Consider the following 13,427-nt stretch of genomic DNA (forward strand, 5'->3'; position numbering starts at 1 on the left):
AGAGTTAAAATAAAATGGTCTTTTGAAAAAGTAATATGGGGTTTACTGAGTTTACACCATCTTTTTATCTATATTATGAACGGAAAGAGGACATCTGTTCATACAATTTTCTATCTTTATGTGAATAATGCGTGGTTATACAGGTTCTGAGGCAGAGGTAACTAATTTTTTGTACCCATCTTTTATACCTCTTATGTATTTGGTCTCCGCTTTACAGCCGATTGTTTGATTGTCTAATGATAAAACCTGTGTAATTTCTCTTACAGAGTTTGTTATAAATGCAGAAGATGAATTTAGCAGAGCCTTTTTCTTAAACCTTCCAGTTTTTATCTTTAACCCCATATTTTTTCCGATATTGATTACAATCAGTCTTGTTATGCCGCTTAATATGCCACATTCTTCTGAGGGGGTAAAAAGGGTTTTGTTTTTTATCCAGAATATATTTGCAAAACTTGTTTCTGATACATACCCTTCTGTATCAAGTAGAAGCCCTTCGTCTTTTTTGTTTTCAATCGCCTCTATTTTTGAAAGTATAGAAGGAAGGTAATTTAATGATTTTATACCGCTTAGCGGGTCTGATGGATTTCTTTTAAATGAAGATGTAAAAAGGGAAACAGGACCTGTAGGACCAAGTCCAGAGCAGGATAAAACAGTTCTTCCTTCAAAAGGACCTTTTGAATGAGGTGAAGGATACTTATTTCCGGCGGTAATTGTTATTCTAATTCTCATACTGCTGATGTTATAATACTGAATAAGTTTTTTTATTCCATATTTTATTTTTCTAATAGACGGAATCTTTATTTTTAAAAAAGAGCATCCTTGTTTTAAACGTTTGATATGTCTATCTAACATAAAAGGGTAATTGTTATATACACGGATTGTTGTAAATACGCCCTGCCCATACAAAAGTCCTCTGTCAGATACAGGAATATGCGCTTCTTCAACTATTCTGTTGTTAATCCAGTAAATTGTTTTATTTTTCATATTGCCTTTATCATCGCCTCTGCTTTATAAAATGTCTCTTTATATTCCAAATATGGTTTTGAGTCTGCAACAATTCCCCCACCTACAGAAAAGTATATTTTGTTATTCTTTGTAATCATTGTTCTTATTGCAATGGAAAGTTCCATATCCCCTGAAAAACCCAAATAGCCTATGGAACCGGTATATATACCCCTTTTAAAAGGTTCCATCTCTTCAATAATCTGCATGGATCTTATCTTTGGTGCACCTGTTATAGAGCCTCCGGGAAATGTTGCTTTTAATATATCTATCCTGTCACAGTTTTTTTTCACCTTTCCCTGGACTGTGGATACAAGATGCCATACCTTTGCATACTTTTCAACTTCCATATTTTTTTTAACCCTTACACTTTTGTTTTCACAAACCCTTCCAAGGTCGTTTCTTTCAAGATCAACTATCATTATATGCTCCGCCCTGTCTTTGGCGCTCCGGGTAAGTTTTTTTGCAAGCATTTTGTCTTGTTTTTCGTTTTTCCCCCTTGGCAGGGTCCCTTTTATAGGTCTTGTTTGCAGAATCCTTGTTTCAGGATTATATATAAGAAAACACTCTGGGGACGAACTTAACACTTGAAAATCAAGGTGTTCAATATATGCGCTGTAAGGGGCTGAGTTTACATTTCTCAATATACTATAAATCTCAAATGGTTCTTTATCCGTTTTGCAATGCAGCCTTTGCGAGAGATTCACCTGATACACATCTCCTGCATATATGTATTCTTTTAATTTTTCTATACTTTTTATATAGTCCGTTTTTGTAAAACAGGATATTAAATTTTTTGTTTTTTTACCAGTTGCCATTGTTTTTTTAAAAAATGGTTTTTCTTGTTTTATAACTACATCTATTATTCGTTTAAATTGTTCTTCACTGTGTTGTGAAAATCCGGCATTTACAATCCAGAACTTTTTTTTAAGATTATCCCATCCAAGAACAATATCATAAAAACCAAGATAGATGTCAGGTATTTCCATATCATCTTTTGAAATATCGGGCAGGTTTTCAATCTGATGGCACAGATCATAAGACAAGAAACCTGCTGCTCCTCCATAAAATGGGATACCCTTATACTTTGCCTTATATTTTTTTAATAAATTTCTTAAAGTTTCAAGTGGCTCTCCATCAAATACTTTAAAATGTTTTTTTTCTCTTATTTCTACCCTTGTTTTTTTGCAGGTAAATTTCAAGAACGGCTCAACTGCAATAAATGAAAGTCTGCCGTATGAACAAGAAAGGCTGCTATCAAGCCATAAAAATCCATCCATTGTCTTTAGTTTTTGTGCAACATATTCAGGTGGAATATACTTGAGGTACTTTATCATTCGGGTATATTTTATTAAATAACATCCTGCAAGGCAATACAAAATACTTGTCAAAATTAAAAGTTTAAGGTAAGATAATAATACGGGTTTTGGTTTTTACACCTCATAGAAGGAATAAGATATGGCAGAAAATAGCGTGATATCCATCGTTGGTCACTTCGGGGTTGGAAAGACAAGTCTTTCGGAACAGATTCTTTTTGCCTCAGGAGCAATACAAAAATGCGGTTCTGTGGGTCAAGGCAATACTGTTAGTGATACAGACCCTGAGGAAATATCAAGAAAAATATCAATAAATGCAAGTGTTCTTCATTGCCAGTATAATAACAGAAGGCTTTATTTTATAGATACACCAGGTTTTACTGATTTTATAGGTGAAACCATATCAGGTTTATCTGTAAGCACCGGTTCTATTATTGTGGTATGCGGCGTGAACGGTCCCGAGGCAGGAACAGAAAAGGTGTGGGGTCTATGCGACCAGAAGAACATCCCGAGGATTATATGTATAAATAAGTTTGATAAAGAAAATTCGGATTTTGTAAAAACAGTCAGCGCTATTCAGGAGATGTTGGGCAAAAAATGTGTTCCAATTCAAGTGCCGGAGGGCAAGGAGGCAAATTTTAAATCAGTGTTAGACCTTGTTTCTGATGTAACTGATAAGAAAAATGTCCAAAAATTGAAAGACCAACTTGTTGAAGCAGTTGCTGAAAGTGATGATACACTTGTTGAAAAATATCTTTCCGAAGGAGCGCTAACAGAAGATGAGTTAAAAAAAGGGCTCCGGGATGCTGTAAAAAAGGCAATTTTATTTCCTATACTCTGCGTTTCTTCTGAGAAACAGGTAGGAGTCCAAGAATTGTTGAACGCGGTTTCAGACCTTTTGCCTGTTACAGGTCAGACGCAAGAAGTGTTGGGTAAAAATCCGATAAATCAAAACGATGAAAAACGTTCTCCTTCGGAAGACCAACCCTTCTGTGCCCAGGTTTTTAAAACAATCTCGGACCCATATATCGGTCAGTTAAGTATAATGAGGGTGTATTCGGGGAAAATTGAAGCAAACAGCAGTTTTTTTAATTCAACAAAAAGTATGAAAGAAAAGTTTGGTGCGCTATACCTGCTTCAAGGCAGACAACAGATTGACACAGTCAATGCTGTATCAGGTGATATTATTGCAGTTGCTAAACTAAAAGATACAGCAACGGGCGATACACTTTGTGATGAAAAATCGCCTATAGTACTTCCGCAAGTTCTATATCCTGAGCCTATAGTATCTTTATCCATTCAGCCCAAGACAAGGGCGGATGAAGAAAAAATATCTATTTCTCTGGCAAAAGTTGCGTTAGAAAATCCGACAGTTCGCGTTGTAAGAGATTCTCAAACAAAAGAACTTCTTTTAAGCGGTCTCGGGGATTTGCAGATTGAAATAATTATAAATAAATTGAAAAGACAACATGGTGTTGAGGTTATTGCAGGCATACCCAAGGTGGGATATAAAGAAACAATAACCGCAAAAGCAGATGCGCATTATAAACATAAAAAACAAAGCGGAGGCGCCGGTCAGTTTGGAGAAATTTGGTTAAGAGTAGAACCACTATCCAGAGGAAGTGGTTTTGAATTTGCAGAAGAGATATTTGGAGGTGCAATCTCGGCACAATTTATTGCAAGTTGTGAGAAAGGGATAAGGAGCGTACTTGATAAGGGAGTAATTGCAGGATACCCGGTGGTTGATGTAAAAGCGGCTGTATACGATGGTAAGATGCACCCTGTTGATTCAAAAGATATTGCATTTCAGATTGCGGCCCGTCAAGCGTTTAAGGAGGCATTCAGAAGCGCCAAACCGGTACTTCTTGAACCTATTATGGAAATGGAGATATCTGTTCCGGGTGATTGTATGGGTGCGGTTACGGGTGATATAAGTGGAAGAAGAGGCAGAATCCTTGGCGTTGATGTAAAAGGCAATCTCCAGATAGTTAAGGTAGCAGTGCCTCTTGCAGAGGTTTTAAGATATGCAAGTGAACTTCGTTCAATGACACAGGGCAGAGGTTCATATGCAATGAAGGTCAGTCACTATGAAGAAGTTCCGCAAAGAATTACACAGTCTATTATTGAAAAATTGTCCAGGGTCAAGGAAAAGGAGGAGTAGATATGTCCGGTCATTCAAAATGGGCTACAACAAAACATAAGAAGGCAGCAGTAGATGCAAAGAGGGGACAGATTTTTACAAAAGTTATAAAAGAGATAACAACAGCGGCCCATCAGGGAGGCGGGAACCCTGATGCAAATTCCAGATTAAGAACTGCTATTGATAGGGCACGTGCTGCAAATATGCCAAAAGATAACATTGAGAATGCAATTAAAAAAGGGACGGGTGAACTGCCCGGTGTTACATATGAAGAAATAATATATGAATGTTTTGGTCCTCAGGGTATAGCAATTATGATAGAAGCACTTACAGACAATAAAAACCGTTCAACAGCAGAGATAAGAACTATTCTTTCAAGAAGGGGCGGCCATATTGGTTCTCAGGGTTCCGTAAGCAGATTATTTCATAAAAAAGGATTTTTTCTTATAGACTCAAGGGTTGCAACCGAAGAACAGATAATGTCCGTTGTTCTTGAAGCAGGAGCAGAGGATTTGACAAAAGAAGATGGAGATATCTTTCAGGTAACCTGCGCCATTTTAGATTTTGAAAATGTGAAAAAGGCATTACAATCTGCAAACATCCCTGTGCTTTCTGCTGAAATAACAATGCTTCCTGTCGCAACCGTAAGGATAGAGGATAAGAATACAGCCTCTTGTGTTCTTGGACTTATGGATGCACTTGAAGCCCATGAAGATGTTCAAGAAACATATGCAAATTTTGATATCCCTGACAGTCTTATAAAAGAAATAACAGGAGAAAGATAACAGATGCGTATTGCAGGTATTGACCCGGGCCTCTGTATAACAGGATATGGTATAGTTGAAAAAAAAGCCCATCAGCTACATCTTATTGATGCGGGGACTATACGAAATCCTGTTAGTTTCCCTCTTGAAAAAAGATTAAAAAGATTGTTTGAGAATGTAGATATCTTATTTAAAGACCATAAGCCTGATGTTGTAGTAGTAGAAGAAATTTATTCTAACTATAAATATCCCTATACAGCGGTTCTTATGGGACATGCAAGAGGAATTATATATCTTGCATCAGCAGTCAATAGCATACCTGTGCACAGTTTTAAACCCACACATGTAAAAAAAGCAGCCACAGGCAACGGTCACGCATCAAAAGAACAGATAGCAGGTGCTATATGTTCAATATTCGGTATAAAGAGGTTTAAAGGATTTTTTGATGTTACAGATGCACTGGCACTTACGGTTGCATATGAGCATCGGGTTCGGTAAATAGTAGGTAGAAGGTGGTAAGTAGTAGGTAGGAGGTAGGAGGTAGGAGGTAGTAGGAAATAAAATCCCTATCTACAGTCTACTATCTACTACCTAATACGATATACGGACAATGGAATTTAGGAGGATAATGGAATGTATATATTTTTAATCTTTCTATTCTTGGTATTTGTGATATTCCCGTTTTTTTTCTTTTTTTATATTGCTATATTTTTAAAAGATGATATACAGGCTTGTTTTGAAAGAGACCCTGCCGCAATAAGTTTTTATGAGGTTTTGCTTACATATTCAGGGCTTCATGCGGTTGCATTCCACAGGATTGCTCACAGTTTATATATAAAGAAAATTCCGTTTTTACCAAGACTGATTTCACAGATTGCAAGACATGTTACCGGTATAGAAATACATCCACTTGCAAGTATCGGAAAGGGATTGTTTATAGACCATGGGATGGGAGTTGTAATAGGTGAAACCTCTGTTGTGGGGGATAATGTTACACTATATCAGGGAGTTACGCTTGGAGGAACAGGGAAAGAAAAGGGGAAAAGACATCCTAATATTGGCAATAATGTTGTAATAGGAGCGGGTGCAAAAATATTAGGAAACATAACCATAGGCGATAATGCGTTGATAGGTGCAAACAGCGTGGTAATAAAAGATATAGATGAAAATTGCACGGTTGTAGGAGTTCCTGGCAGGATAGTAAGAAAAGGTGATGAAAGAATTTCTTCGCTTTTCCTTGACCATACTGCTTTACCTGATCCTATCGTTGAAAGACTTGAGGAATTACAGAAAGAGATTATTAAGGTAGAGAGCATGTTAAAGGAAAAAAAAGAACATACAGACCGATAAGGTTAAAAAACTCTTAGATTGTAGATGTTATTAGCAAAATGAATTTGAGCAGTCTAATTTTACTATAATCCCCGATGTCAAATAACAAATGTCAAATCAATCCTGTTAGAGAACTTAATATCTATAAACACTTTTGGCATTAAGTAGATCTCTGACAGGGTTCAGGGTCAAATGCTTAAATGTCAAGGGTTTTAGTCATTTGAGATTTGTCATTTGTCATTTGAGCTTTGGAATTTGGATTTATGTAAAAACTCAAAAAGAAAACCAAGTACTCATTTTCATCTTGCATACGACCTGCTGCATAGTAGAGGATACAATGTTCTTTTTCAAGATAACTATGTAGAAAATGGTGTGCTTAATTATTGCAGGTAATCGGAAAAGAAATTCCACAGGAGGGGGGTAAGATGAGTAAGTGCCCAAATCAGGAAAGAAATAAAAAGAACTGTCCGTGCACATATGAACCCTGTGACAGGAAAGGGATTTGCTGTGAGTGTCTCGCATATCATAGAAAATTAGGACAGAAACCTGCGTGTATGAAGTAAAAAATAAGGAGGTTCTGGAGTGTCAGTTTGTAACCACATCTTGAGTCCAGAACATATAATTTATACACTATATTGACAAAATGTTTATGGCTTGATAGGGTAATAGCTAATATCTGTGCATAAAAAAGGAGGAGAAGATGGCAGATCTAAATGCGATTAAGGAAAGCCTTATCGCGGGAAAGGCAATGGAAGTAAGGACCCTTGTCCAGAAAGCACTGGATGAGAAGGTGCATCCTCAGAATATCCTTAACGAAGGACTTATTGCTGGGATGGATGTGGTAGGGGTAAAGTTCAAGAATAATGAGTTTTATATCCCTGAGGTTCTTATTGCTGCACGCGCTATGAATGCAGGGTTAGTTCCATTAGAACCGGCGTTAAAAAAGGCTGGTGTCCAACCACTGGGAGAAGTTGCAATAGGAACTGTAAAAGGAGACCTGCATGACATTGGAAAAAATCTTGTTGTTATGATGTGGAAGGGTGCCGGTTTTCAGGTTAATGACCTTGGTATAGATTGTCCACCTGAAAAGTTTATAGAAGCGGCAAAAAAGGGTTCACAGTTAATTGGAATGTCAGCTCTTCTTACAACAACAATGCCGGCAATGAAGACAGTAGTGGATGCACTAAACAGTGCCGGTTTAAAGGGTAAGGTAAAGACATTAATCGGTGGCGCACCTATAACACAAAATTATGCAGATGAAATAGGTGCAGACGGATATGCACCAGATGCAGCCTCAGCAGCCGATAAAGCAAAAGAGTTACTTGGAATATAGGGTAAAAGATTTAAAAAATTAAACGACCCGCTATTGTGGGTACCCCGAAGTCAAATTCCAAGCGCCACACCCAGAGGGTGTCCAAAATCCCAAAACCCTCAATTCCGAAGTTTGTAATTTAAGATTTGAAAATTGAGTATTGTTTGGTTATTGTAATTTAGTTATTGTTTGGTGTTTCAGGCACCTTCTGGGTGTGGGATTTGTTCTAATTTTATGACACCTGATACATTATTTGTAATGATATTTGATTTTTGATATTTTAAAAAGGGGCTGGGCTTTTATAGAATAGACTCTTTCAGACTCGGTCCCTTTTTCATTTGATGGTAAATATATGGCTTTATTTGGAAAACCTAAATACACAATAGTAAGGCTAAGAAAAAAAGAAATTCCAAAAGGACTTTGGACAAAATGTCAGAACTGTCAGGGTATGATTTACAATAAAGACCTTGAGGATAATCTTATGGTATGTCCGAAGTGTAATTATCACTACACAATTGGGGCAAGAGAAAGAATAAGATACACTGCAGATGATGGGACATTTCTTGAGCAGGATACAGACATGGAGTCAAAGGACCCCCTTGATTTTAAGGGTCCAAAAACATATCAGGAAAAATTAAAAGCAGATCAGACTCTTACAGGTCTTAAAGAGGCTGCAATATGGGGATTATGCAAAATAGAAAATACCGAAACTGTTCTTGCTGTTACAGACTCCCGTTTTATTATGGGCTCTATGGGTTCTGTTGTTGGGGAGAAGATTACAAGGGCAGTTGAAAAAGGTATAGATAAAAGGCTTTCTGTTGTTATAATCTCTGGCTCAGGAGGAGGTGCCCGCATGCATGAGGGAATGTTTTCCTTAATGCAAATGGCAAAAACAAGCACTGCAATTGCGAAACATAGCGAGGCAGGGCTTTTTTTTATTTCTGTTCTTACAAACCCGACAATGGCAGGGGTTCTTGCAAGTTTCGCATCACTCGGTGATATAATAATTGCAGAGCCAAAAGCACTTATAGGTTTTACAGGACCAAGGGTTATTGAACAAACCATACACCAGATTCTTCCTGAGGGTTTTCAAAGGTCAGAATTTCTTCTTGAGCACGGACTTATTGATATGATAGCAGAAAGAAAAGACTTAAAGCACACAATAGGAAGAATACTTAAATATCAAACACTAACATAGTGCTGTGTCAACTAATTGAGCCCTCGGAAGAAAATAGAGGAAAAAACTCCCAGAGTGCTCAGTTAGTTAAAAATTAAGGAGAAATATGCGCATTGGTATAATGGGTATAAAAGGTTATGCAGGGGAAAAACTGTTGAGGATTTTAATAAGACATCCTGATGTCCAGGTTAGTGCGCTTTCTTCAAGGGTAGGAGAAAAAACACCCATATCAGATATATTCCCCTGGGCAAAAGGCATTTTAGATGATCTGTCCTGTGAAGATTACACCGCTGAAAGGATTTCAGAGGTTGCAGATATTGTTTTTCTTGCTCTGCCGCACAGAGCATCTATGGATATTGCATATAAGATTCTTAAACTGGAAAAAAAGGTTATAGACCTAAGTGCGGATTTCAGGTTAAAGAATATTTCAAAATATGAAAAATATTATGAAAAACATAAATACCCCGAACTTCTTAAAAAAGCGGTATACGGTCTTCCTGAAATTTATAGAAAGCAAATTTCAAAAGCAGATCTTGTTGCAAATCCAGGATGTTATCCTACAAGTATAATACTTGCGTTGGCTCCTATTGCGGGGGGCGAATTTTTAGACAAAAACAAATGTATAATTATTGATTCCAAAAGCGGCGTAACAGGTGCTGGAAAAAATCTGAAAGAAGAACTTCTTTTTGCACAAGCCAATGAAAACATCAAGGCATACAGTGTTAATTCTCACCAACACACACCGGAAATAGAGCAGGAACTATCTTACCTGGCAGGTTCTGATATTTCAATTGTGTTTGTCCCGCATCTTGTTCCTATGAATAGAGGAATACTTTCTACCGTTTATGTTCCGTTAAAAAAAGATGTTGATGAATTTACACTTAAATCTTCATACAGGGATTTTTATAGAGGCGAACCCTTTGTTCGTATCAGGTCTGCCCCTGATTATCCGGAGACATCAGATGTTTTTGATACAAACTTCTGTGATATATGTGTGGCTTTTGATAAGAGTAAAAATCTTGCAATAGTTATAAGTGTAATAGACAATCTTTTAAAGGGAGCATCCGGGCAGGCTGTTCAGAATATGAATATTATGCTTGGGTGTAATGAAAAAGAAGGATTGCTATGAAAGGGATTACAAAGCCTAAAGGTTTTTTTTCATCTGGAATATCTTCTGGCATAAAAAAGAAAGAAAAACTGGATCTTGCACTTATATATTCTGAGGTTCCCTTTTTTGTTTCGGGTGTGTTCACTAAAAATTCATTTAAAGCCGCACCGGTATTATATTGTATGGGTATTGTAAAAAAAGGGACAGCACAGGCTGTCATTATAAACAGTGGCAATGCAAACTGTGCAACTGTGGATGGCGATAAAGATGTTGTAAGAATGGCTGAATATGTTGCAGGTAGCCTTTTAATATCAAAAAAAGATGTTCTTGTATGTTCAACAGGGGTTATAGGAAGAAAGATTCATCTGAAAAAAATTGAAAGAGCAGTTCCTGAACTTGTATCAAGTATAAGCAAAAAAGGCTCCAACGCTGCACTTGCCATCATTACAACAGATAAGGTCCCAAAAGAGGTTGAAAGGAGTTTTAAGATAGGTTCAAGGGTTATAAATATAGGTGGTATGGCAAAGGGTTCGGGTATGATTGCTCCGGATATGGCTATGCCTTCTGCTACACTGCTTGCATTTATCACAACAGATGTAAATATAGGTTTAAGTGCCTTAAGAAAAGCAACCCAGTATGCTGTGGATTGTTCTTTTAACAGGATAAGTGTAGATGGCAGTATGAGCACCAATGATACTGTTCTTGTTATGGCGAATGGTCTGGCTGGCAACAAAAGGATGGACGAAGGTAAAGATTTTGAAACTTTCAAAAGGGAACTTACCCTTGCTATGCAAGAACTTTCTAAAAAGATTGTTAAAGACGGGGAAGGTGCCACAAAGATTATTAAGATATGGGTAAAGGGTGCCTATTCAGAAAAAGATGCTTATCTTGTTGCAAAAAATGTTGCAAACTCAAACCTTGTAAAAACCGCAGTATATGGTTCTGACCCAAACTGGGGAAGAATTATATCTGCTGTTGGCTCAAGCACATCAAAGGTTGACCCTAAAAGGTTAAGTCTATGGATAGACAAAATACAGGTGTTTAAAGACGGTGCGCCTGCAAATTTTAAGATAACAGATGTAAGAAAAGAGTTTAAGAAAAAAAATATAAGTGTGTATATAGACTTGGGGATTGGGAATTATTCGGACTTTTTCTGGACCTGTGACCTTACAGAAGAATATATAAGAATAAACTCATCCTATACAACCTGAATTTACACAACCCCAGTTTTTTCATCAAAGGTTTTACTATGAGCAGGGGTTGTATAAACATCAAATTCCGGAAGACGCAGGATTTCTTTCCCCTGCTTTTTGCAGGATACAGCCCAGTGCAGGTTTTCATCCATTGTTTGTATGTATTCCAATTTTATTGAAACCTCAAGGATTTTATCAAAATATGCCTCTATTATTCTCTCATCAGAAACATTTATCTTTCCTTTTTTGTCAAGTATTATGCTAATCTGAGTTTTTGTATCAGGGAATAAAAACATCAGTTCATCGCACTGTTGCACATCTTCAAAATCAACCCTGAAATATAAAAATACATCATTGAATCCGTACCATACCTTTTTTATAATTTTTTCCGTCCTTTGCATGGCCCCGAAATCAGGGTAAATGTAGCCTGCATCTGCCCATTCAAAATAATCTGTGTCAAGTCCGTCTAACTTAGGGTGTATTTTACACACTGGAAATTTGCCGGGCAGTGTCTTCGGTCTTTTTATAGGTATATGTAATTGGGGCGGAACATTCAGTCCTGCTTTTTCATATGCAGAAATAAGATATGCCCTGAACAGTCTATCAAACTCAAGTTTATTAAGTGTCTGATTGTCGTCTCCATACCACCAGTTCCAGTCGCTTCCTTCTGCAGTGTATATGTGCTTTAGTATTTCACTATCATTGGTCTTTGAAAAAACATCTTCTCTTGCCTTATATAATAATTCCCAGGATTTGTTTTTTTCCGAATGTCCTATCCATATTTTAAATGTTCCGTCAACCCATGAGCCCGGAACAATATGAGAAAGGGACCTTGCATTTTCTTCAAAATTTTGTAGATACATAGAAGGGGTTACAGGTTTTATTTTGCTGTCGGATGATATTGTTTTATAAAGCGTTCTTAAAAAGTCTTCACCATCATTTTTGTAATATTCCCATGCATTTTCACCGTCAAGAACTATTGTTGCAATACAGGGTTTGGACTGTTTTAGCACATGTGTAAAGTCCAAAACAGCGTCCTTGGCCTCCCATTTTGAATATACAAACCCTATCCTGTCTGAAAGTATATGGTCTCTGAAAAACATATTGAGATTTGAAAATTTATATATACAGTTTCTCTCTTCACTTTTTAATCTGTTTCCTGTAGACCTTTCAAGTATGATTTCATCTGTTGCAACCCATTTTATGCCTGATGAACTTATTATATTTAAGGCCTCTTCACTTACAGAACCTTCTGATGGCCAGAGTCCCTGTGGCTGACTATTGAAGTATTTCTGATGAGAACATAAAGCCTCTCTTATATGCCACTCTGCATCTTCAGGGTGTTTAAACCTTATGTTTGGGAGTTTTGTATCGGGGTCGCTTATCTTTGCAATATCCGTATCGCAAAGAAGAGGCAGTATAGGATGAAAATAAGGGCTTGTGGAAATCTCAATTCTTTTTTCTTCCAATGCCTTTTTATAAGAAGGTATAATCCTTTTTATTATATCTATATGTTTTTGAAGAAGAACTGTTTGCTCTTGATATGTAAAATCTCTTTGTTTTTGTATAAGACCTGTTAAAAAAGCATCATTTTTTATATGGAGAGGGTCTATCCATACAAGGTTAAACCATACGATAATATCTGTTATATCTTGCTCTGTAAAACTGTCACTTACACTTTTCAATGAACAGGGATCTGTTCTTGCGCCTCTTTTATAAAAAAGTTGCGCGTATCTTTTATGGGGAAGTATCATTGTGGGCGGATTACAGAGAAAGAAGTTTGAAATGACAAACAGTTTTTCCTCTTCCGTCATGCCTTGCGCTTTTAATTGTGAGATATGATAAAACCTATCTGTTTTGCCTTTTGTGTAACCATCTATCTGTTCCAAAAGTGATGGAACAAAATTAAATGTTATGAAAAGACCGGGGAATTCTTCTGTTATAAGAAGCATATCAAGATAGTCTTTTATACAGTGAAGCCTAACCCAGGGAAGTATAAACTCACCTGTTTTGGGATCCTCATAACAGGGTTGGTGCATATGCCAGATTATAGAAAGATAGATTTCAGACATAATATGTAGGGTCT

Annotated in this window: 11 protein-coding genes; 8 read left to right on the forward strand and 3 right to left on the reverse strand. The window is 37.0% G+C overall.

Annotated features, from left to right (window positions below; translation table 11 throughout):
- Positions 1-135 precede the first annotated feature (135 nt).
- Positions 136-984, reverse strand: a complete 849-nt coding sequence (locus tag B9J78_00245; GenBank protein MBA2123369.1) for a hypothetical protein — start codon at positions 982-984, stop codon at positions 136-138.
- On the reverse strand, positions 981-2,339 hold the full coding sequence (locus tag B9J78_00250; protein ID MBA2123370.1) for an aminodeoxychorismate synthase, component I: 1,359 nt from the start codon (positions 2,337-2,339) through the stop codon (positions 981-983). Before B9J78_00250 ends, B9J78_00245 begins: the two co-directional genes overlap by 4 nt.
- 121 nt (positions 2,340-2,460) lie before the next feature.
- Here B9J78_00250 and B9J78_00255 point away from each other — a divergent pair, with 121 nt between their 5' ends.
- The 8 genes from B9J78_00255 to B9J78_00290 all read left to right on the forward strand — a co-directional run bounded on the left by B9J78_00255 (position 2,461) and on the right by B9J78_00290 (position 11,359).
- A complete protein-coding gene (locus B9J78_00255; GenBank protein ID MBA2123371.1) occupies positions 2,461-4,479 on the forward strand; it encodes a hypothetical protein in 2,019 nt (672 codons plus the stop codon).
- A gap of 2 nt (positions 4,480-4,481) precedes the next feature.
- Positions 4,482-5,243, forward strand: a complete 762-nt coding sequence (locus tag B9J78_00260) for a YebC/PmpR family DNA-binding transcriptional regulator (protein ID MBA2123372.1) — start codon at positions 4,482-4,484, stop codon at positions 5,241-5,243.
- Between the two features lie 3 nt (positions 5,244-5,246).
- Positions 5,247-5,720, forward strand: coding sequence for a hypothetical protein (locus tag B9J78_00265; GenBank protein ID MBA2123373.1), 474 nt, complete (start codon positions 5,247-5,249; stop codon positions 5,718-5,720).
- 207 nt (positions 5,721-5,927) lie between these two features.
- Positions 5,928-6,572: a serine O-acetyltransferase gene (locus B9J78_00270; protein MBA2123374.1), complete on the forward strand. Its 645-nt coding sequence runs from the start codon at positions 5,928-5,930 to the stop codon at positions 6,570-6,572.
- Positions 6,573-7,251: 679 nt separating this feature from the next.
- Positions 7,252-7,884: a methyltransferase gene (locus B9J78_00275; protein MBA2123375.1), complete on the forward strand. Its 633-nt coding sequence runs from the start codon at positions 7,252-7,254 to the stop codon at positions 7,882-7,884.
- A 331-nt stretch (positions 7,885-8,215) separates the two neighbouring features.
- Positions 8,216-9,061 carry an acetyl-CoA carboxylase carboxyl transferase subunit beta gene (locus B9J78_00280; GenBank protein MBA2123376.1) on the forward strand — a complete coding sequence of 282 codons (846 nt, stop codon included), beginning with the start codon at positions 8,216-8,218 and terminating at the stop codon, positions 9,059-9,061.
- A gap of 85 nt (positions 9,062-9,146) precedes the next feature.
- Positions 9,147-10,169: an N-acetyl-gamma-glutamyl-phosphate reductase gene (locus B9J78_00285; protein ID MBA2123377.1), complete on the forward strand. Its 1,023-nt coding sequence runs from the start codon at positions 9,147-9,149 to the stop codon at positions 10,167-10,169.
- On the forward strand, positions 10,166-11,359 hold the full coding sequence (locus tag B9J78_00290) for a bifunctional ornithine acetyltransferase/N-acetylglutamate synthase (protein MBA2123378.1): 1,194 nt from the start codon (positions 10,166-10,168) through the stop codon (positions 11,357-11,359). Before B9J78_00285 ends, B9J78_00290 begins: the two co-directional genes overlap by 4 nt.
- 2 nt (positions 11,360-11,361) lie before the next feature.
- Here the strand turns inward: B9J78_00290 and B9J78_00295 are convergent, their stop codons facing one another.
- Positions 11,362-13,413, reverse strand: coding sequence for a hypothetical protein (locus B9J78_00295; GenBank protein ID MBA2123379.1), 2,052 nt, complete (start codon positions 13,411-13,413; stop codon positions 11,362-11,364).
- Positions 13,414-13,427: the final 14 nt, after the last annotated feature.

Source organism: bacterium Unc6 (assembly GCA_013626165.1).
GTDB classification, from domain to species: domain Bacteria; phylum Omnitrophota; class Gorgyraeia; order Velesiimonadales; family Velesiimonadaceae; genus Velesiimonas; species Velesiimonas alkalicola.